The 20593-nt window shown below is 60.0% G+C and carries 19 protein-coding genes; 13 read left to right on the forward strand and 6 right to left on the reverse strand.

Annotation, left to right across the window (positions count from 1 at the left end):
* The 3 genes from ssuC to HNQ83_RS23205 are packed head-to-tail and all read left to right on the forward strand — an operon-like array spanning window position 1 to window position 1835.
* On the forward strand, window positions 1-783 hold the full coding sequence (gene ssuC / locus HNQ83_RS23195; RefSeq protein ID WP_056854057.1) for an aliphatic sulfonate ABC transporter permease SsuC: 783 nt from the start codon (window positions 1-3) through the stop codon (window positions 781-783).
* Window positions 780-1586: an aliphatic sulfonates ABC transporter ATP-binding protein gene (ssuB, locus tag HNQ83_RS23200; protein WP_096514328.1), complete on the forward strand. Its 807-nt coding sequence runs from the start codon at window positions 780-782 to the stop codon at window positions 1584-1586. The genes ssuC and ssuB overlap by 4 nt, the downstream gene beginning before the upstream one ends.
* A gap of 33 nt (window positions 1587-1619) precedes the next feature.
* Window positions 1620-1835: a molybdopterin-binding protein gene (locus HNQ83_RS23205; protein ID WP_007967989.1), complete on the forward strand. Its 216-nt coding sequence runs from the start codon at window positions 1620-1622 to the stop codon at window positions 1833-1835.
* Window positions 1836-1954: 119 nt separating this feature from the next.
* On the opposite strand, the gene HNQ83_RS23210 is transcribed toward HNQ83_RS23205, so the two are convergent.
* The 3 genes from HNQ83_RS23210 to HNQ83_RS23220 all read right to left on the reverse strand — a co-directional run bounded on the left by HNQ83_RS23210 (window position 1955) and on the right by HNQ83_RS23220 (window position 5149).
* A complete protein-coding gene (locus HNQ83_RS23210; RefSeq protein WP_175391090.1) occupies window positions 1955-2593 on the reverse strand; it encodes a TetR/AcrR family transcriptional regulator in 639 nt (212 codons plus the stop codon).
* Between the two features lie 93 nt (window positions 2594-2686).
* Window positions 2687-3439, reverse strand: a complete 753-nt coding sequence (locus HNQ83_RS23215) for a carbonic anhydrase (RefSeq protein WP_175391091.1) — start codon at window positions 3437-3439, stop codon at window positions 2687-2689.
* A 333-nt stretch (window positions 3440-3772) separates the two neighbouring features.
* The gene (locus tag HNQ83_RS23220; RefSeq protein WP_175391092.1) at window positions 3773-5149 is read right to left on the reverse strand and encodes a glutamine synthetase family protein; all 1377 of its coding nucleotides are present in this window, start codon (window positions 5147-5149) and stop codon (window positions 3773-3775) included.
* Window positions 5150-5427: 278 nt separating this feature from the next.
* Between HNQ83_RS23220 and HNQ83_RS23225 the strand changes: the two genes are divergently transcribed.
* From HNQ83_RS23225 to HNQ83_RS23260, 8 genes are all read left to right on the forward strand, one after another.
* Entirely contained in the window at window positions 5428-5736 is a 309-nt protein-coding gene (locus tag HNQ83_RS23225) for a gamma-glutamyl-gamma-aminobutyrate hydrolase family protein (RefSeq protein ID WP_175391093.1), read from the forward strand.
* 88 nt (window positions 5737-5824) lie between these two features.
* Window positions 5825-7183, forward strand: a complete 1359-nt coding sequence (locus HNQ83_RS23230) for a glutamine synthetase family protein (RefSeq protein WP_175391094.1) — start codon at window positions 5825-5827, stop codon at window positions 7181-7183.
* Window positions 7184-7241: 58 nt separating this feature from the next.
* Window positions 7242-8606 (forward strand): aspartate aminotransferase family protein, encoded by a 1365-nt coding sequence (locus HNQ83_RS23235; RefSeq protein WP_175391095.1) that lies wholly within the window; start codon window positions 7242-7244, stop codon window positions 8604-8606.
* A gap of 168 nt (window positions 8607-8774) precedes the next feature.
* On the forward strand, window positions 8775-9887 hold the full coding sequence (locus HNQ83_RS23240; RefSeq protein WP_175391096.1) for a polyamine ABC transporter substrate-binding protein: 1113 nt from the start codon (window positions 8775-8777) through the stop codon (window positions 9885-9887).
* 237 nt (window positions 9888-10124) lie between these two features.
* Window positions 10125-11222 carry a polyamine ABC transporter substrate-binding protein gene (locus HNQ83_RS23245; RefSeq protein WP_175391097.1) on the forward strand — a complete coding sequence of 366 codons (1098 nt, stop codon included), beginning with the start codon at window positions 10125-10127 and terminating at the stop codon, window positions 11220-11222.
* Window positions 11223-11291: 69 nt separating this feature from the next.
* A complete protein-coding gene (locus HNQ83_RS23250; protein ID WP_175391098.1) occupies window positions 11292-12434 on the forward strand; it encodes an ABC transporter ATP-binding protein in 1143 nt (380 codons plus the stop codon).
* A gap of 35 nt (window positions 12435-12469) precedes the next feature.
* Window positions 12470-13351, forward strand: a complete 882-nt coding sequence (locus HNQ83_RS23255; protein WP_175391113.1) for an ABC transporter permease subunit — start codon at window positions 12470-12472, stop codon at window positions 13349-13351.
* Window positions 13348-14238 carry an ABC transporter permease subunit gene (locus HNQ83_RS23260; RefSeq protein WP_175391099.1) on the forward strand — a complete coding sequence of 297 codons (891 nt, stop codon included), beginning with the start codon at window positions 13348-13350 and terminating at the stop codon, window positions 14236-14238. Before HNQ83_RS23255 ends, HNQ83_RS23260 begins: the two co-directional genes overlap by 4 nt.
* A 141-nt stretch (window positions 14239-14379) precedes the next feature.
* Here HNQ83_RS23260 and HNQ83_RS23265 read toward each other — a convergent pair whose 3' ends face one another.
* A complete protein-coding gene (locus tag HNQ83_RS23265; protein ID WP_175391100.1) occupies window positions 14380-15021 on the reverse strand; it encodes an HD domain-containing protein in 642 nt (213 codons plus the stop codon).
* Between the two features lie 302 nt (window positions 15022-15323).
* Between HNQ83_RS23265 and HNQ83_RS23270 the strand changes: the two genes are divergently transcribed.
* Window positions 15324-16289, forward strand: coding sequence for a GlxA family transcriptional regulator (locus HNQ83_RS23270; RefSeq protein WP_175391101.1), 966 nt, complete (start codon window positions 15324-15326; stop codon window positions 16287-16289).
* Window positions 16290-16408: 119 nt separating this feature from the next.
* On the opposite strand, the gene HNQ83_RS23275 is transcribed toward HNQ83_RS23270, so the two are convergent.
* Window positions 16409-18820, reverse strand: a complete 2412-nt coding sequence (locus HNQ83_RS23275; RefSeq protein WP_175391102.1) for a penicillin acylase family protein — start codon at window positions 18818-18820, stop codon at window positions 16409-16411.
* A 108-nt stretch (window positions 18821-18928) separates the two neighbouring features.
* The gene (locus HNQ83_RS23280; protein WP_175391103.1) at window positions 18929-19513 is read right to left on the reverse strand and encodes a DUF6436 domain-containing protein; all 585 of its coding nucleotides are present in this window, start codon (window positions 19511-19513) and stop codon (window positions 18929-18931) included.
* Window positions 19514-19609: 96 nt separating this feature from the next.
* Here HNQ83_RS23280 and HNQ83_RS23285 point away from each other — a divergent pair, with 96 nt between their 5' ends.
* Window positions 19610-20557, forward strand: a complete 948-nt coding sequence (locus tag HNQ83_RS23285; protein ID WP_175391104.1) for an alpha/beta hydrolase — start codon at window positions 19610-19612, stop codon at window positions 20555-20557.
* Window positions 20558-20593 lie beyond the last annotated feature (36 nt).

Raw genomic sequence — 20593 nt, forward strand, 5'->3', positions numbered from 1 at the left:
ATGAAGAAAATCATCCACAGCCTCGCGCCCTGGGCATTGCCGGTCTTGCTGTTGGCGGTGTGGCAGTTGTCGGTGTCGGCGGGCTGGTTATCGACGCGGATTCTGCCGGCGCCCATCGCCGTGATCGAAGCCGGGGTCAGCCTGGTACGCAGCGGCGAAATCTGGACGCACCTGGCCATCAGCGGCTGGCGTGCTGCACTGGGTTTCGCCATCGGAGGCGGCATCGGCCTGACCCTGGGCTTCATCACCGGTCTGTCGAAATGGGGCGAACGCCTGCTCGACAGCTCGGTGCAAATGATCCGTAACGTGCCGCACCTGGCGCTGATTCCACTGGTGATCCTGTGGTTCGGCATCGACGAGTCGGCGAAGATTTTCCTGGTAGCGCTGGGCACCTTATTCCCGATCTACCTCAACACCTACCACGGCATCCGCAACGTCGATCCGGCGCTGGTGGAGATGTCCCGCAGCTATGGCCTGTCCGGGTTCAGCCTGTTCCGCCAGGTGATTCTGCCGGGCGCGCTGCCTTCGATTCTGGTCGGCGTGCGCTTCGCCCTGGGCTTCATGTGGCTGACCCTGATCGTCGCGGAAACCATTTCCGCCAGCTCCGGCATCGGCTATCTGGCCATGAACGCCCGGGAGTTCTTGCAGACCGACGTGGTGGTGCTGGCGATTCTGATGTACGCGGTGCTCGGCAAACTGGCCGACCTCGCGGCTCGTGGACTTGAACGTGTGTGGCTGCGCTGGCATCCGGCCTATCAGGTCGTCAAAGGAGGTGCCGCATGACTGCTCAACAACCTCCACGCCTGCTGCGGGGGATTCCGCTGGCAGTGCGCAAGCTGCAAAAAACCTTTGGCTCGCGGCAGGTGCTGCGGGAGATCGACCTGCACATTCCGGCCGGGCAGTTTGTCGCGGTGGTGGGGCGTAGCGGGTGCGGTAAAAGCACGTTGCTGCGCTTGCTCGCCGGTCTCGACCAGCCGACGGGCGGTGAATTGCTGGCCGGTTCCGCGCCGTTGAGTGAGGCGCGGGAAGACACCCGGCTGATGTTCCAGGAAGCGCGTCTGCTGCCGTGGAAAAAAATCATCGACAACGTCGGCCTGGGGCTCAAGGGCAACTGGCGGCCGCAAGCGCTTGAAGCCCTGGAGGCGGTCGGCCTGGCGGATCGCGCCAATGAGTGGCCGGCGGCACTGTCCGGAGGGCAGAAGCAGCGTGTGGCCCTGGCGCGTGCACTGATTCATCAACCACGCCTGCTGTTGCTCGACGAACCGTTGGGCGCCCTCGACGCGCTGACCCGCATCGAAATGCAGCAACTGATCGAGCGGCTCTGGCAGCAGCACGGTTTCACGGTGTTGCTGGTCACCCACGACGTCAGTGAAGCGGTGGCGATTGCCGATCGGGTGATCCTGATCGAGGACGGTGAAGTCGGCCTCGACCTGCATGTGGAGTTGCCACGCCCTCGGGTGCGCGGTTCACACCGGCTGGCGGCGCTGGAAACCGAAGTCCTCAACCGTGTGCTGTCGCTGCCTGGCCAGCCACCGGAACCGGAACCCGTTTCACCCTTGCCTACGCAGCTGCGTTGGGCGCAATAACTCAAGCCTCATTCAACGACAGGAATCAACATCATGACTATCAAAGCCATCAACGTTCGCAACCAGTTCAAAGGCTCCATCAAGGAAATCGTCCTGGGTGACGTGCTGTCGGAAATCGACGTACAGACCGCTTCCGGCATCGTCACTTCGGTGATTACCACCCGTTCTGTGAAAGAGCTGGAACTGGCCGTGGGCAGTGAAGTGATCGCATTCGTGAAATCCACCGAGGTGTCGATCGCCAAGTTGTAAGCGTGTGCGCAAACAACAACCCCGAAGGGTATGAGCCCTTCGGGGTTTTTTATGAGCGTGAATCCGTTGGTTCGGCGGTGTGGCCTGCTCGCGAAGAGGCCAGTGAAGCCAAAAAAGAGTCAGGCAGGGATAACGCGCTTAGGCAGATACGGCGGCAGGTACAACCCCAGATACGCATCAAACACCCGCATCCCTTCTTCCGCCATGCGCGCCGTGATCTGCCCATGTTGCTGCACCGAACGCGCATACACCCGGTCGCCAAGCTCCATGGCCAGGGCAAACACATCGACATCGTCCGGCAGCTTTGGCAATTCGAAATGGTGATCGAACAGTTTGTGCATCAGGTCGCCCAATTCGATGTCGTGCTGACGGTCGGCCTGGGTGACTTCGGTCAGGCCGTGCTGGGCGAGTATCAATTGGCGCGCGGCGGCGTCTTCGCTGTAGATCGCCAGCATGCGTTGTTCCACCAATCGCGACAGGTCACGCCAGCCGCTGAGGGCGTGGTGGTCGATGGGGGCTTGCAGGCAGGCACGGAAGGCGGCGTGGACATCGGCCGTCAAGGCTTCGAGCAGGGCCGGTACGCTGGCAAAGAAGTGGTAGACGGAGGAGGGCGGGATCTGCGCGCGGTCGGCGACACTGTAGATCGACAGGCTGGCCACGCCCTCGGCCGCCAGCAGGGTGCGAGCCGCATCGAGGATTGAGTCGATCCGGGCCTGGCTGCGTGCGCGGGGTTTACGGGGAGTGGCTACGCGTGTCATTGAAGTCTCCTGCGGGGCAGCGGGCATTGTACGAGGCAGGTTGCCCCTTGTCTGTACAGTCGCCCGTTGCCCGCAGTGGCTTCAATAGGGGCTTCAGCCGCCGACTTGGACGGTCCGGCCATTCAACGGTTGAACAGGACGCGCGTTCATCGGGTACAGCGCCTGGAAGGCTTGCAGTTGGTCTTTAGACAACTGAACGGGTTGAGTCAGGACATGCCAGCGCACGCCTTCGCTGCAGGGCGGCGTCGTCAGGGATCCCATGTAGGAAAAGTAATGACGGGTTGCAGGCAGCAAGTCGGCGATGTTTTGCACGGACAGCTTGGTCATGCCTCCCGCTTCCTTGGGCATGATCGCCAGAATAGGTTCAAGCGCCGGGTTGTAGGCACCTTCTTCGAACAACAGGGCAACCACGGCCAGCTCGCCCGCTGCATTGCGGTGGACGAAATGCACGTTCAGTGGGTAAGTGCGACCCTGGATTTTTTCTTCGCTGGGCGTATGAAAGTGCAGTTGAACCAGCGAGTAATCACCGGTAGCCAAGGTGATACCACCGGCATCCACTGGCGAGACCTGAATGGTATGGCCGTTGTTCAGGACAGTGGCGCTGCTTGCGCGGTAGCTGAAGGTCAGGGGACTCAGGTCGGCTTTGACGGCATCGCCAATATCGATCGGTGACTGGGTCAGGCCGGTCGAGCAGAGTGTGTAGTCGCTCTTGAGTTCACCCCAGTGCTGCGGACCGGTATCGGCGCTGTAGCTCCAGGAGGACGTGTGATCGTTGCGTGCCATGACGTGGGTGCACAAGCCGACACTGGCCAGTGAAAGGGTGGCGCACAGCAGGTGTTTTTTCATGCGTGTTGTTCTCAATACTCAGGAGGTGTGGCGGGGCAAACCCGACACGCCAAAGTTTGAGAGCTAAGTGAGCGCCTCTCTATCAGCTCCGTCCTGAGGGCTCGAAAGAACTGTCCTACAGCCGGTGGGCTGAGTTTCCATGAGTTCGTTTCCAATGTTCCGAGCCTGCATGGCATCGGGTTCCATCAGCGGCATCGTCGCTACAACCATGGGAGTGGTCGCGCTAGCGGAAGCGTCCTACGTAAGGCGGGCTCATGCCTACAGTCAACGGGGCGCCTAAAAAAAACGCCGCAGGCTTTGGGCCTGCGGCGTTTCGTTTTTTACGCCTACCGCTTAAACGGTATGCAGGTACCAGTTGTACTCGAGGTCGGAGATGGAGTGTTCGAACTCTTCCAGCTCACTCTCTTTGCACGCGACGAAGATATCGATGTATTTCGGATCGATGTACTTGGCCATGACTTCGCTGTCGTCCAGCTCACGCAGTGCATCACGCAAGTTGTTCGGCAGGCTTTGCTCGTTCTGCTCGTAGCTGTTGCCTTCCACAGGAGCGCCCGGCTCGATCTTGTTGACCAGACCATGGTGCACACCGGCCAGGACCGAAGCCATCAGCAGGTACGGGTTGGCATCGGCGCCGGCCACACGGTGTTCCAGACGTACTGCGTCGGCGGAGCCGGTCGGTACGCGCAGGGCTACGGTGCGGTTGTCCAGGCCCCAGCTTGGCGAGTTCGGCACATAGAACTGTGCGCCGAAACGACGGTAGGAGTTGACGTTCGGGCAGAGGAAAGCCATCTGCGCCGGTAGGGTCTCGAGCACACCGCCGATCGCGTGACGCAGTGCGGCGTTCTGCTCGGGATCCTCGCTGGCAAAAATATTCTTGCCGTCTTTGTCGAGAACCGAAATGTGGACGTGTAGACCGTTACCCGCCTGGCCTGGGTAAGGCTTGGCCATGAAGGTGGTGTCCATTTCATGGTCGTAGGCGATGTTCTTGATCAGACGCTTGAGCAGGACCGCGTAGTCGCAGGCCTTGATCGGGTCGGCCACGTGGTGCAGGTTCACTTCGAACTGCGCCGGGGCACTTTCCTTGACGATGGCGTCGGCCGGGATGCCTTGCTCTTTCGCACCTTCCAGAATGTCCTGGAGGCAGTCGACGTATTCGTCGAGGTCGTCGATCAGGTAGACCTGTGTCGAGTGCGGACGTTTGCCGGAAACCGGCGAGCGAGGCGGCTGCGGACGACCGTTCACGTTCTCCTGGTCGATCAGGTAGAACTCCAGTTCGAACGCGGCGCAGATGGTCAGGCCCATTTCGTCGAACTTGCGCACGACATTGGCCAGCACTTCTCGCGGGTCGGCGAAGAATGGCTCGCCTTCGAGTTCGTGCATGGTCATCAACAGTTGCGCGGTCGGGCGCTTCTGCCATGGCTCGTTGCACAGGGTATCGGGGATTGGATAGCAGATTCGATCGGCGTCGCCGATGTCCAGGCCCAGGCCGGTGCTTTCCACCGTCGAGCCGTTGATATCCAGGGCAAATAGAGAGGCCGGCAGGTTGATGCCTTTCTCGTAAACCTTGTGGAGGCTGGTGCGTTCAATGCGCTTGCCGCGCACCACACCATTCATATCCGCAATCAGAAGGTCAACGTACAGAACCTCAGGATGTTCCTTAAGGAACGCGTTCGCTTCGTTAAGCTGAACGGCACGCGGGGGTACCGACATGATGCAACACCTTTGTTGTTAAAAATATCAATCATTGATCTTTTCAGATTCCAGTCAACCCGAACGGCCTGCCGAAGTCAAGCGAGGCCTTTTTTGCCCTAAAAAAGCGCCGTGAAGGCATTTATGGGGCAGTTTGGGGCGTTTTTTGGTCCGTGGGGGACGCGGCACCCGCAGGCTTGAGCCGGCCGTGTTGTATTTTTTACGGGGGTGTTGTGTAAAAAAATGAACAAGGCTAAGCTCGAATCAAACCCATAACAGCAATAATACCGGGGTGCTTCATGTCTCGCCTGCCGATAATCGGCGTTACCGCCTGCTCTACGCAGGACGGCCTGCATGCTCATCACATCAGTGGCGACATTTACGTCAACGCCGCAGCCTCCAAGGCTTCAGGCCTGTCGGTGATCCTTGCTTCCCTGGCAGATCGACCCTCCCCGTCCGTTATTCTGGACGGCCGCAATGGCACACCCATTACGGTTACTCCATTCAATATAGAACCGATTCACAATAGCGGCTCGGCCATCGTGCAGGGTTCCGCTCGCGATTCTGCACGCCCGGCGTTTATCGGGCTGTTAGGAAAAACACGATAGCCTGTCGTAGATACGCATGACAACGCGACGCCGATGCGTCAAACACCTGACTCGCAAGCGTCAGGAAACTCAAAGCCTAGAGGCATTTATGAGTAACAACCTCGACCAGCTCACCGATTGGTTGAAAAGCCACAAGATCACAGAAGTCGAATGCATGATCGCGGACTTGACCGGGATTACCCGGGGCAAGATTTCGCCGACCAACAAATTCATCGCCGAAAAAGGCATGCGTCTGCCAGAAAGCGTGCTGTTGCAGACCGTGACCGGCGATTACGTCGAAGACGACATCTATTACGAACTGCTCGACCCGGCCGACATCGACATGATCTGCCGTCCCGACCAGAACGCGGTGTACATGGTGCCATGGGCCATCGAGCCGACCGCCATCGTCATCCACGATACTTACGACAAGCAAGGCAACCCGATCGAGCTGTCGCCGCGCAACGTGCTCAAGAAAGTCCTGAAACTCTACACCGACAGGGGCTGGCAGCCGATCGTGGCGCCGGAAATGGAGTTCTACCTGACCAAGCGCAGCGACGACCCGGACTATCCGCTGCAACCGCCGATCGGCCGCTCCGGCCGCCCGGAAATCGGTCGCCAGTCGTTCTCCATCGAAGCGGCGAACGAATTCGATCCGTTGTTCGAAGACGTCTACGACTGGTGCGAATTGCAGGAGCTGGACCTCGACACGCTGATCCACGAGGACGGCACGGCGCAGATGGAAATCAACTTCCGTCACGGCGATGCCCTGTCCCTGGCCGACCAGATCCTGGTGTTCAAGCGCACCATGCGCGAAGCCGCGCTCAAGCACGATGTGGCGGCGACCTTCATGGCCAAGCCCATGACCGGCGAGCCCGGCAGTGCCATGCACTTGCACCAGAGCATCATCGACATCGAGACCGGCAAGAACATCTTCTCCAATGAAGACGGGACCATGAGCCAGTTGTTCCTGCAGCACATTGGTGGCCTGCAGAAACTGATTCCCGAGCTGTTGCCGCTGTTTGCGCCCAACGTCAACTCGTTCCGCCGCTTCCTGCCGGATACCTCGGCACCGGTGAACGTGGAGTGGGGCGAAGAAAACCGCACCGTGGGCCTGCGGGTTCCGGACGCCGGGCCGCAAAACCGTCGGGTCGAAAACCGTCTGCCGGGCGCCGACGCCAACCCGTACCTGGCGATTGCCGCGAGCCTGCTCTGCGGTTACATCGGCATGGTCGAAGGCCTGAACCCGAGTGCGCCGGTGGTGGGCCGTGGCTATGAGCGCCGCAACCTGCGCCTGCCGCTGACCATCGAAGATGCATTGGAGCGCATGGAAAACAGCGCGACCATCGAGAAGTACCTGGGCAAAAATTTCATCACTGGCTACGTCGCGGTCAAGCGGGCCGAGCATGAAAACTTCAAGCGCGTCATCAGTTCGTGGGAACGGGAATTCCTGCTATTCGCCGTCTGATGCGCCGGGCGCCGCCGTTGTCGAGCGGCGCTTTCACCTGATTTTTTAGGAGATCCGTATGACCAGCAAGAACCCACAAACCCGTGAATGGCAAACCCTGAGCAGCGATCACCACCTGGCCCCGTTCAGCGACTTCAAGCAGCTGAAGGAAAAAGGCCCGCGGATCATCACCAACGCCAAGGGCGTTTACCTGTGGGACAGCGAGGGCAACCAGATCCTCGACGGCATGGCCGGCCTGTGGTGCGTGGCGATCGGTTACGGTCGTGACGAACTGGCCGACGCCGCCAGCAAGCAAATGCGCGAACTGCCGTATTACAACCTGTTCTTCCAGACCGCTCACCCACCGGTACTGGAACTGGCCAAGGCCATCGCCGACATCGCGCCAGAAGGCATGAACCACGTGTTCTTCACCGGTTCCGGCTCCGAAGGCAACGACACCATGTTGCGTATGGTCCGCCACTACTGGGCGATCAAGGGCCAGCCGAAGAAGAAAGTCATCATCAGCCGCAAGAACGGTTATCACGGTTCCACCGTGGCCGGTGCGAGCCTGGGCGGCATGACCTACATGCACGAACAGGGCGACTTGCCGATCCCGGGCATCGTCCACATCGCCCAGCCGTACTGGTTCGCCGAAGGCGGCGACATGACGCCGGAAGAGTTTGGCATCTGGGCCGCCAATCAGCTGGAAGAGAAGATTCTGGAAATCGGCGTCGACAACGTCGGTGCCTTTATTGCCGAACCGATCCAGGGCGCCGGCGGGGTGATCATTCCGCCAGACAGCTACTGGCCGCGCATCAAGGAAATCCTCGCCAAGTACGACATCCTGTTCGTGGCTGACGAAGTGATTTGTGGTTTCGGCCGTACCGGTGAGTGGTTCGGTACCGATTTCTACGACCTCAAGCCCGACATGATGACCATCGCCAAGGGCCTGACCTCCGGCTACATCCCGATGGGTGGCCTGATCGTGCGTGACGAGGTAGTGGCCGTGCTGAACGAAGGCGGCGATTTCAACCATGGTTTCACCTACTCCGGCCACCCGGTGGCGGCGGCGGTGGGGCTGGAAAATATCCGCATCCTGCGCGAAGAAAAAATTGTCGAGCGCGTGAAGTCGGAAACGGCACCGTATTTGCAGAAACGTCTGCGGGAACTGAACGATCACCCGTTGGTGGGCGAAGTTCGTGGGGTAGGGCTGTTGGGGGCCATCGAACTGGTTCAGGACAAGGCCACGCGCAAGCGCTACAAAGGCAAGGGCGTCGGCATGATCTGCCGGCAGTTCTGCTTCGATAACGGCCTGATCATGCGCGCCGTGGGGGACACCATGATCATTGCGCCACCGCTGGTAATCAGCAAAGAAGAAATCGATGAGCTGGTGGCCAAGGCACGCAAGTGCCTGGACCTGACCCTCAGTGCATTGCGGGGCTAAGTGCTAGGCTCTGAGCGGGAGTATGAAACTTTCGCTCGGAGTAACCATAAAGGGCGGCCTTTCCTTGAAAGACCGCCTCGGATCTTGCCAGACTAGCCGTGGTTCCAGTTGTCCGGGTTCGGCCGCTGAACAAAGTGGTTCTAAAAAGAAAAATTTGGAGCATTACGCATGAAGGCATTAGGAAAAAAGCTTGCTGGCAAGACCCTCCTCGCCATGTCCCTGATGGGCATTATGGCGGGTGCCGTCCAGGCGGACGACAAGGTGTTGCACGTTTATAACTGGTCCGATTACATCGCTCCGGACACGATCAAGAAGTTTGAAGACGAGTCGGGCATCAAAGTTGTCTATGACGTCTTCGACAGTAACGAAACCCTGGAAGCCAAGTTGCTGGCAGGCAAGTCCGGTTACGACATCGTCGTACCGTCGAACAACTTCCTGGCCAAGCAGATCAAGGCCGGTGTCTACCAGAAGCTGGACAAGTCCAAGCTGCCTAACTGGAAAAACCTGAACACCGACCTGCTCAAAGCGGTATCGGTGAGCGACCCGGGCAACGAACACGCCTTCCCTTACATGTGGGGTTCGATCGGTATCGGCTTCAACGCCGAGAAGGTCAAGGCTGCGCTGGGTGCCGACGCTCCAGTCGATTCCTGGGACCTGATCTTCAAGCCTGAAAATGCCGCCAAGCTGAAGTCCTGCGGCATCAGCCTGCTGGATTCGCCAACCGAGATGATTCCGGTGGCGCTGCACTACCTGGGCCTGCCAACCGACAGCCAGAAGAAAGAAGACATCGACAAAGCCGAAGCACTGATCATGAAGGTCCGTCCTTCGATCGCCTACTTCCATTCGTCCAAGTACATCTCCGACCTGGCCAACGGCAACATCTGCGTAGCCGTGGGTTACTCGGGTGACATCTACCAGGCCAAGTCCCGCGCGGCTGAAGCCGGTGACAAGGTTAAAGTCAGCTACAACATTCCGAAAGAAGGTGCTGGCAGCTTCTACGACATGGTCGCCATCCCTAAAGATGCCGAAAACGTTGAAGGCGCCTACAAGTTCATGACCTTCCTGCAGAAGCCGGAAATCATGGCTGAAATCACCAACGCCGTTCGCTTCCCGAACGGTAACGCGGCCGCCACGCCCTTGGTTGATAAGGAAATCACCAGCGATCCAGGCATCTACCCGCCAGCTGACGTGCTGGCCAAGCTGTACGCGATTGCCGACTTGCCGGCCGCTACCCAGCGGATCCTGACTCGCAGCTGGACCAAGATCAAATCCGGTAAGTAATACACCGTGTAGGAGCGAGCTCTGCTCGCGATGAACCTGAGAGCACCGCTGGGTGTCAGGCACCCAGCGTTATCGTTGACGACCATCGCGAGCGGGCTCGCTCCTACAGGGATCTTCATAAAGTTTGCTGGAACGGTTTTTCGAGGGTAAGTTGCGCGCCGGTTTTGTTGCCAGGCAGCCATGGCTGTCATGTAACGCGGGGCAACTTGGGCCCAACTAATTTTAGAGGACCTCCATTTGCCTATTTCTTCTTTGTTGCGCAATGCCATGCTGCTTGGCGCCGGACTGACGCTTGCCGCCAGTGTCCAGGCCGCCGGCACAGTGCATATTTATAATTGGTCGGATTACATCGGCGAGACCACCCTGGCCGACTTCCAGAAAGAGACCGGTATCAAACCGGTCTACGACGTATTCGATTCCAACGAAACCCTGGAAGGCAAGTTGCTGGCCGGGCGTACCGGTTATGATGTGGTCGTGCCGTCCAACCACTTCCTCGGCAAGCAGATCAAGGCCGGTGCTTTCCAGAAACTCGACAAGTCGAAGTTACCGAACTATTCGAACCTCGATCCCGTGTTGCTCAAGCGCCTTGAGCAGAACGATCCGGGTAACCTGTACGCCGTACCGTACCTGTGGGGTACCAACGGCATCGGTTACAACGTCGACAAGGTAAAGGCGGTACTGGGCGTCGACAAGATCGATTCCTGGGCTGCGGTGTTCGAGCCGGAGAACATCAAGAAACTGCAAAGCTGCGGCGTGGCGTTCCTCGACTCCGCCGATGAAATGATGCCGACGGTCCTCAACTACATGGGCCTGAACGCCAACAGCACCAACCCCGAAGATTACAAAAAGGCCGAAGCCAAGTTGCTGGCGGTGCGGCCTTACGTCACCTACTTCCACTCCTCCAAATACATTGCGGATCTGGCCAACGGCGATATCTGCGTGGCCATCGGTTTCTCCGGCGACATGTTCCAGGCCAGGAACCGCGCGGCAGAAGCGAAGAAGGGCGTGAACATCGAATATTCGATTCCCAAGGAAGGTGGTGCGCTGTGGTTCGACATGCTGGCGATTCCAAAGGACTCGGCCAACGTAAAAGAGGCGCACGCGTTCATCAACTATTTGCTGAAACCTGAGGTGATCGCTCAGGTCAGTGATTACGTCGGCTACGCCAACCCTAACCCTGGGTCGGACAAACTGATGGAACAGTCCATTCGCACCGACGAAGCGGTTTATCCACCGCAAGCCGTGCTCGACAAGACCTACGTGTCCATCGAGTTACCACCAAACATTCAACGTTTGATGACCCGCAGCTGGACCAAGGTCAAGTCGGGTAAATAGCTTCAAGGCTCAAACTATCCAAGGTTCGCTCACCTTGAGCGAACTGCAATTTTGTTGGGAGTTTCGTAAATGGCAGTTGCCTCCGGCGCCTATAAGAAAGCCCTCGAGGGCGACCAGTCACCTAAGCAGGTGCTGGTCAAAATCGACCGGGTCACGAAGAAGTTCGACGAGACGATTGCCGTGGACGACGTGTCCCTGGAAATCAAGAAAGGCGAGATTTTCGCCTTGCTCGGCGGTTCGGGATCGGGCAAATCCACCCTGCTGCGCATGCTCGCCGGCTTCGAACGACCGACCGAAGGGCGGATCTTCCTCGACGGCGTGGACATCACCGACATGCCGCCGTACGAGCGGCCGATCAACATGATGTTCCAGTCCTACGCCCTGTTCCCGCACATGACCGTGGCGCAGAACATCGCCTTCGGCCTCAAGCAGGACAAGCTGCCTGCCGCCGAGATCGATGCTCGGGTGGCGGACATGCTCAAGCTGGTGCAGATGACCCAGTACGCCAAGCGCAAGCCGCATCAGTTGTCCGGCGGCCAGCGTCAGCGTGTGGCCCTGGCCCGATCCCTGGCCAAGCGTCCGAAGCTGTTGCTGCTCGACGAGCCGATGGGCGCGCTGGATAAAAAACTGCGTTCGCAAATGCAGCTGGAGCTGGTGGAGATCATCGAACGCGTCGGTGTAACTTGCGTCATGGTGACCCACGACCAGGAAGAGGCCATGACCATGGCCGAACGCATCGCGATCATGCACCTGGGCTGGATCGCGCAGATCGGCAGCCCGATCGACATCTACGAAACCCCGACCAGCCGCCTGGTCTGCGAATTCATCGGCAACGTCAACATCTTCGACGGCGAAGTGATCGACGATGCCGAAGGCCACGCGACCATTACCTGCAAAGACCTGGATCGCCAGATCTATGTGGGCCACGGCATCAGCACCTCGGTCCAGGACAAGTCCGTGACCTATGCGATTCGTCCGGAAAAACTGCTGGTGACGCCGACCCAGCCGACCTGCGAATACAACTGGTCCAGCGGCAAGGTGCACGACATCGCCTACCTGGGCGGGCACTCGGTGTTCTACGTCGAACTGCCGAGCGGCAAGATCGTCCAGTCTTTCGTCGCCAACGCCGAACGCCGCGGTGCACGTCCGACCTGGGGTGACCAGGTTTACGTGTGGTGGGAAGACGACAGCGGCGTGGTACTTCGCTCATGAACATGCGCAAACTCAAACGCCGCCTCAATCGAATAATTCCTGGTGGCCGCCAGTTGGTCATCGGGGTTCCCTTCATCTGGCTGTTCCTGTTCTTCATGTTGCCGTTCTTCATCGTCCTGAAGATCAGCTTCGCCGAAGCCGACGTGGCCATTCCGCCGTACACCGAGATCTACAGCTACGCCGAACAGAAGCTGCAAGTGCTGCTTAACCTCGGCAACTACGCAATGCTCGGCGACGATGAGTTGTACATCGCCGCTTACCTCGGCTCGTTGAAGATGGCGCTGATCAGCACCGTCCTCTGCCTGCTGATCGGCTATCCGATGGCCTATGCCATCGCCAGTGCCCGCAAAGAGCTGCAAACGGTGCTGGTGCTGCTGATCATGATGCCGACCTGGACCGCGATCCTGATCCGCGTCTACGCGTGGATGGGCATCCTCAGCAACAACGGATTGCTCAACGGGTTCCTGATGAGCATGGGCTGGATCAGTGAGCCACTGCAGATCCTCAATACCAACCTGGCGGTGTATATCGGCGTGGTGTACTCCTACCTGCCGTTCATGATCCTGCCGCTCTACGCCAACCTCGTGAAGCACGACAACAGCCTGCTGGAAGCTGCGTCGGACCTGGGTTCGAGTACCTTCAACAGCTTCTGGAAGATCACCGTACCGCTGTCGAAAAACGGCATCATCGCCGGCTGCATGCTGGTGTTCATCCCGGTGGTGGGTGAATTCGTGATCCCTGAACTGCTCGGCGGTCCGGAAACCCTGATGATCGGTAAAGTGCTCTGGCAAGAGTTCTTCAACAACCGTGACTGGCCGGTGGCGTCCGCCCTGGCGGTGGTGATGCTGGCGATCCTGATTGTGCCGATCATCCTGTTCAACCGCAGTCAGGCCAAGGAAATGGAGGGTAAAGAATGAAGCGCTTCCGTTTCTCCAGCCTGATGCTGGTATTGGGTCTGTTGTTCATCTACCTGCCGATGCTGATCCTGGTGATCTACTCGTTCAACGCCTCGAAGCTGGTGACGGTGTGGGGCGGTTGGTCGATCAAGTGGTACGTCGGCCTGCTCGACAACACGCAACTGATGGGCTCGGTGGTGCGCTCGCTGGAAATTGCCTGCTACACGGCGATTGCGGCAGTCGCACTGGGAACGCTGGCCGCGTTCGTCCTGACCCGCATCACCCGCTTCAAGGGTCGTACGTTGTTCGGTGGCCTGGTGACCGCGCCGCTGGTAATGCCGGAAGTGATCACCGGTCTGTCGCTGTTGCTGCTGTTCGTGGCCATGGCGCAGATGATCGGTTGGCCGCAGGAACGTGGCATCGTGACGATCTGGATCGCCCACACCACGTTCTGTGCGGCGTATGTGGCGGTGGTGGTGTCGGCGCGCTTGCGTGAGTTGGACCTGTCCATCGAAGAAGCGGCCATGGATCTGGGGGCGAAGCCGTGGAAAGTATTCTTCCTGATCACCATCCCGATGATCGCGCCCTCCCTGGGGGCCGGCGGCATGATGTCCTTCGCGCTGTCCCTGGATGACCTGGTGTTGGCCAGCTTCGTGTCGGGCCCGGGCTCCACGACCTTGCCGATGGAAGTGTTCTCGGCAGTGCGTCTGGGCGTGAAACCGGAGATCAACGCCGTGGCCAGCCTGATTCTGTTGGCCGTATCGCTGATGACCTTCCTGGTCTGGTTCTTCAGCCGCCGTGCCGAAGAAGCGCGCAAGCGTGCGGTCCAGCAAGCCATCGAAGAAAGCGCTGCCGACTCCTGGAAACAACCGGACGTGCGTCGCGCGCAGGCGCCGGAAGCGGCTTGATCTGAAATCGGGTTGGCTACAATTCTGCGGCCAACCCTAATCCACTGTGGGAGCGAGCCTGCTCGCGAAAGCGGTGTGTCAGCCAACGTTGATATTGACTGACACTCCCTCTTCGCGAGCAGGCTCGCTCCCACATTTGGTTTATGCGATCCACGGAGATTGGCGGATGACCTCGACAAAGTTCATCGGCTTGAACCCCGGCTCCTGATCCACCAGCACATCGGTCTTCACATTGCCGAACGTGGTCTTCGGACGATGGCGCAAGCCGTCGGCGAAGGCGCAGATGATGCACTCCTTGAACCCTTCACCCCGTGGATGCGCATGCACCACCGCTTCGCGCTGCACGGTGGAAAACGCGGCGTAGTCCATGCCCAGCACGTCCATTTCCACGCCGGCGGTCACCAGCGCCACGGTCGGGCGCAGGTGTTGTGGCACACCTGGCGTGGTATGCAGGGCAATCGATAGCCAGACCTGCTCGATATCGTCATCGCTCAGCCCGTATGGCTTGAGGAAGGCCGCCGCCGCGTTGGCCCCATCGACTTCGAAGCGCTCGTTGTCGCTGCGGTGACCTTCCAACAGGCCCAGGTCGTGGAACATTGCGCCGACATACAACAGCTCCGGGTTGTAGGCCAGTTGCTTGCGCTCGCCGCTCAGCGCGCCGAACAGAAACACGCGGCGCGAGTGGTGGTAGAGCAGGTCGGATTCGATGTCGCGGATGTATTCGGTGGTGGCTTTGGCCAATGCGCTGTCGGGGATTTTGATACCGGCAATGGTGGTGCTCATGGGCGTTTCCTCAGGGTGAGCGCCGTGGCGGCGCTGAGGAGTCCAGTCTGTTCGTGCACCTGAAACCGGACAATCGATCCATGGCTGCGATCCCGGCCAATGAGCATGCAAATCGCGCCAGCCTCGCTTGTTGGTCAGGGATTGGCTAGGGTTGCTCAAAATTGAACGGGCTTTTGTGGCGAGGGGATTTATCCCCGTTGGAGTGCGCAGCGCTCCTAAGATTTTTGGGGCCGCTGCGCAGCCCAACGGGGATAAATCCCCTCGCCACAGGTCCGTGTGATCCATAGAGAGCCTTTCGAACCATGCACAAAACCGTTGCCATCGTGGTGTTCGCCGGTGTCCAGTCGCTGGACGTCACCGGTCCCATGGATGTGTTTTCCGAAGCCAATCGCTTCCTCGCCCCCGAGGATCACTATCGGCTGGAGGTGATTGGTGTGGAGCGCGGAGTGATGGCCTGTTCCAACGGTCTGGCGCTGCACGCCCATCGGCATTTCAGCGAAGGGTTGCAGGCTTACGACCTGCTGCTGGTCGCCGGCGGTCCGCAGTTGCCGTTCATTGATTTCGGCGCGGCATTCGATGCCTGGTTGCGTGATGCCTGTGCGCTGGCGCAACGCTTCGGTTCGATCTGCAATGGTGCATTCATGCTCGCCCGGGCGGGATTGCTGGAAGGGCGGACGGTGACCACCCATTGGGGGGATGCGGCGGCGCTGGCGGCGTTGTGCCCGTCCACCCAAGTCGAGGCCGACCGCCTGTACGTGCAAGACAACGAGCTTTACACCTCGGCCGGGGTCACGGCGGGGATCGATCTGTCGTTGTACCTGTTAGGCCGCGATCATGGGGCGGACGTCGCCTTGAGTGTGGCCAAGCGCCTGGTGGTGTTCACCCAGCGCTCGGGCGGCCAGTCGCAGTTCAGCCCGTTCCTCACGCCCCGCGCCGAACCGACCTCCGCCGTGGCGATGGTCCAGCACTACGTGTTGGCCAACCTGACTGGCGACCTGACCATCGCCGACCTGGCCAATGCCGCCAACATGAGTGCGCGTAACTTTTCCCGGGTGTTCGCCAAGGAAGCGAAAATCACCCCGGCCGAATTCGTCGAGCGGGCGAGGGTGGATGCGGCGCGGGTGATGCTGGAAAGCACCAGCGCACCGCTCAAGACTGTGGCGTATCAATGTGGCTTTCGCGATGCCCAGCACATGCGCAGTGTGTTCAACCGCAGGCTGGGGGTAACGCCGCAGCAGTTCCGGTTGAATTTTTCTGCGATGGTTTGAGCAGGTTTTTTTTGGCGTCTGTGAGGGCCTCTTCGCGAGCAGGCTCGCTCCCACAGGAAAATGCATTCCCATGTGGGAGCGAGCCTGCTCGCGAAGGCGTCGGCACGGCTAATAGAGATCTATTGCCCTGACCGCGCCGGCAACAACTTCAATGTGCTGCGCGTATTAGCCGTCACCTCTTCATCATTGAGATGCGCCTGGTAATAAACCCCTTCGACGTACGCTTCCGCCTGATCGTCATAGTGACGGTCGAACAACACGCCACTCTGGCCAACCGGGTTGACGGTCAGGCTGTGGGTCGGGTCGGCGAAGTCGATCAGGCGTCGGGTCGACGGGCCGTAAGTCACCGGCCACGGCGCCGGGCCGATCTTGGCCGACAGGTTGTTCGGCACTTCGTGCGTGCCGGGAGCGGCGAACGGGCCGACATTGAAGAGGCGATCCAGCGGTTTCTGTTGGCCCAGGGGGTGACCATGGGTGAGGGTGTGCGCCTTGCCCCATTGCCATTGCGCGAAATCGGCGCCGAGCGTGGTCTTGAGATGGGCGATGCTGGCCTGCCACGCCACCTTGACCGTATCGGCGCGGGTCTCTTTGCCGAGGGTATTGCGGTTATCCCACCACGGTGAATCAGGGGCTGCCGCCAGGCGCGGCAGCGCCGCATCGATCACTCGGGTCGAGAGCAGTGTTTCGAAGAAATCGTTGCCCAATTCATCGTGCATTGCCGCGTCAGCCAAATTGAACAGGAACTGGTTGAACACCGTGGCATTGGTGGAGTCGAGCGGGTAATCGCCTTGCCATTGCGCCAGTTGTTCCACCAGCTTCAGCTCGGCAGGATCGCTCACCACCGTACGCAGCACCGGCAGAAGCGGCGCCAACAGGCGTGGGCCATAAGCGGTGGTCGTGCCCAGTTGCAGCTTCTGGCTGGACTCCAGATCCCACTTGATGCCCTTGTCGCTGAGTTGATGATTGAGCTGCTGGCCACGATCGGCCAGGTTGTAATAGCCGGGAATCTCCATGCCCGTCGGCGACTGCGGCTGGAAGTTGGCGGAGACGATGTAACCGCGCGCCGGGTTTTCTTCCTGCGGGTTGGCGCTGAACGGATAAAACCCGTCCTTGTCCGCCTCGGCGCTGCTGCCATCGAGGATGAACCACGGACGCCCCCCGGCAGGTCGTTTGGGCAATTGCGCCGCTGCCCACCAACCGATGTCGCCCTTGGCATTGGCCCAGACAATGTTGAGACCCGGTGCCTGAACCTTGGCGGCAGCGCTGCGGGCCTTGGCCAGGGTGTCGGCGCGGTTGAGCTGGTAAAAGCCCTCAAGTATCGGATTCTGGCTTTCCAGAAAGCCCCACCACATGGCGATCGGCGTTTTGCTGACGCTGTTGCCCAGCGCGTCGTTGACGATCGGGCCGTGGGGCGATTGGCGCAGCACCAGGGTGACGGGGGCCTGGCCCTTGACCGCGATCTGCTGCTCGCTGCTCACCATGTCGACCCACTTGCCGCGATACCAGACCTGGTTGGGATTGTCCGGATTGACCTTTTCGGCAATCAGATCGAGGTCATCGTTCTGGAACATGGTGATGCTCCAGCCGAAGTCATGATTCATGCCCAGCGAGGCGAACGGCATCAAGGCCTGATAGTGACCGTATAGCTCAAAACCCGGCGCCGAGAGGTGCGCCTCGTACCACACCGATGGCGCGGAAAAACGGATGTGCGGGTCACCCGCCAACAACGGCTTGCCGCTTTTGGTGCGGCTACCGGCCACGGCCCAGGCGTTACTGCCTTCGAACTGCGGCAGTCCGTTGTCGGCCAATGCCTGTTCACTCAGGCGGGCAAGGGCGTTGAGGTCCTTCCAGTCGGCGCTGGCCAGGGACGGCGTGGCACCGCCGGTTTGCTTGGCGAGCACGCCCTTGGGCTGCCATTCAAGTTCGAAAACGTTCAGGTAATCGGGGCCCAGTTGATCGCGCACGTAGGTCAGCAGCGGTTCGGTGCGAAACGCCGCGGCAAAGCTGTAGGCCATGTAACCGGCAATGCTGATGGTGTCCTGGGCGGTGAACGGGCGTTTTTGAATGCCCAGCACGTCGAACTCCACGGGCTTTGCGTGGCTGTCCTGATACTGGTTGATGCCATCCAGATAGGCTTGCATGGCGATGAAGGTTGGCGATTGTTTATCCAGATTCGCCAGGTAGGTTTCGGCGCGTTCGCGAATGCGCAGGCTGCGCATCAGCTTGTCGGTATCGAGCAATTTCGGGCCGAGCACTTCGGCCAGTTCGCCACGGGCCAGGCGACGCAGGACTTCCATCTGGAACAGTCGATCCTGGGCGTGGACGTAGCCGAGGGCGCGGTACAGGTCGGGTTCGTTTTCGGCCCGGATGTGCGGGATGCCGCGCTCGTCGTAGCGCACGGTGACCGAGCCTTGCAGGTGTTGCAGTTCCACCATGCCCTGGCGTGTCGGCTGTTTGCTGTAGACGTACCAGCCGCCAACGGCGACGAGGGTGACGATCAGCGAACCGAGAGCGGTCAGGCTACGTTTCATGGTGACTCCTTGTTGTTATCAGTGGCAGCAGTTCCCTAGTGTCACTGTTTAACACGGCTCGTCGAAATGGCCCATCAGCCGTAGGAGGGATTCGTATTGCGGCGTTTTTTACTCCTTCGTCGGGTCGGCAGGCCAAGGGCAGTAACACCCCACGGCCAGTGTGTGTGTAGCACTCACCGCGCGACCTTCGTTTAACGCTTGCAGGATCGGTTCGATAAAGCTGTTGCTGGAATTGCAGGTCAGGCCTTCGCTGTACGGGCCGAAGTACGCCAGCTTGCCGCTGCGATCCCAGATCGCCACAGCGGGGCTGGCGGGGACCTGCTCGGAACCGGGCAGGACCGTGAGGGTTTTCAGGCCGCTCAAGGTGCTCGGCAATTGGCCGTGGCTGCCAGGCTTTTGCACGGAATAGAACTCGACACCCTGCGGCCCGTACTGCTCGACCAGTTCGCCAAGGTGTTGTTGGTTGCCGACGTTGCATGGGCAGGCCGGGTCCCAGAAGTGCACGAGGCGGATGGCGCCGGGGCCGGCGAGCGCATCGGGCAGGCGCAGCGGGTCGCCGGAAAATACCGCCGTGTGCTCGCTGAATGCGCGCAGGTAGCGTCCCTGAAACCAGTCGTAAGCCGCCCACAGCACGCCGGCGCATATCAGGGCGAGCAGGCTGACAAACAGGGTGGCGCGCAAGGGCGATCGCATGGGTTCAATCCTCGAAGGTCGGCTAGCTTGCCATGCTTGCCGCGACAGATGAATATCGCAGGTCCATAAAGTCCGTTTAGCGCTCTGGAATCGCCCATGTCCGTCACCTTCGACCCTGATCATCTGCGCGCCAGCCTGCGGCCATTGGCCGAGAGGCAGCCGTTGTCAGCGCAGGCGCTGGCCTATCAGCGGTTTTACGGTCTGGATTTTTCGGCGCGTAACGTGCGCAGTGGCCTGGGGTGTTTTCAGGTCGACGGTTATGAGCTGGTCAGCCAGGTCTGGTGGCCGGAACGGGCGAGGGCGACGCTGTTTGTGTTCCACGGTTTCTACGATCACACCGGGCTCTACCGGCACGTGATCGAATGGGCGCTGGAGCAGGACTTTGCGGTGATTGCCTGTGACCTGCCGGGGCATGGGCTGTCCAGTGGCGAGCGGGCGAGCATCAGGGATTTCTCTGAATACCAGGATGCGTTGCAAGGGTTGTTTGCCGAAGCGCAGTCGCTTGATCTGCCGCAACCGTGGCACCTGTGCGGGCAGAGCACGGGCGGGGCCATCGTGATCGATCATGTGCTCAATGCGGGGGCGAGCAGTCCGGCCCAGGGCCAGGTGATCCTGTTGGCACCGCTGGTGCGGCCACGGGCGTGGGGTTGGTCGCAACTGAGTTATTACCTGCTCAAGCCTTTCGTCAAAGCCATCGCCCGGCGTTTCAGCGAAAACTCCAATGACCCGGACTTTCTACCGTTCCTGCAGGCCGACCCGTTGCAACCGCTACGACTGCCAACGGCGTGGGTGGCGGCATTGGCGCGCTGGATCAAACGTGTCGAAGCTGCACCGGCCAGTTCCCGACGACCATTGATTGTGCAGGGGCAGGCGGACATGACGGTGGATTGGCAGCACAACCTTGAGGTGCTGCGGGCCAAGTTCGACCGGCCTCAGGTGCTGATGCTGCCCGAGGCGCGACATCATTTGGCGAATGAGGCGCCGGTGTTGCGTGGGGAGTATTTCGGGTTTTTGAGCAAGCGGATCAAGGGGCGGAATCTTTAGCGGTAGAAAGGGCCTCATCGCGGGCAAGCCCGCTCC

The organism is Pseudomonas sp. C2B4 (assembly GCF_013359695.1).
Lineage (GTDB): Bacteria > Pseudomonadota > Gammaproteobacteria > Pseudomonadales > Pseudomonadaceae > Aquipseudomonas.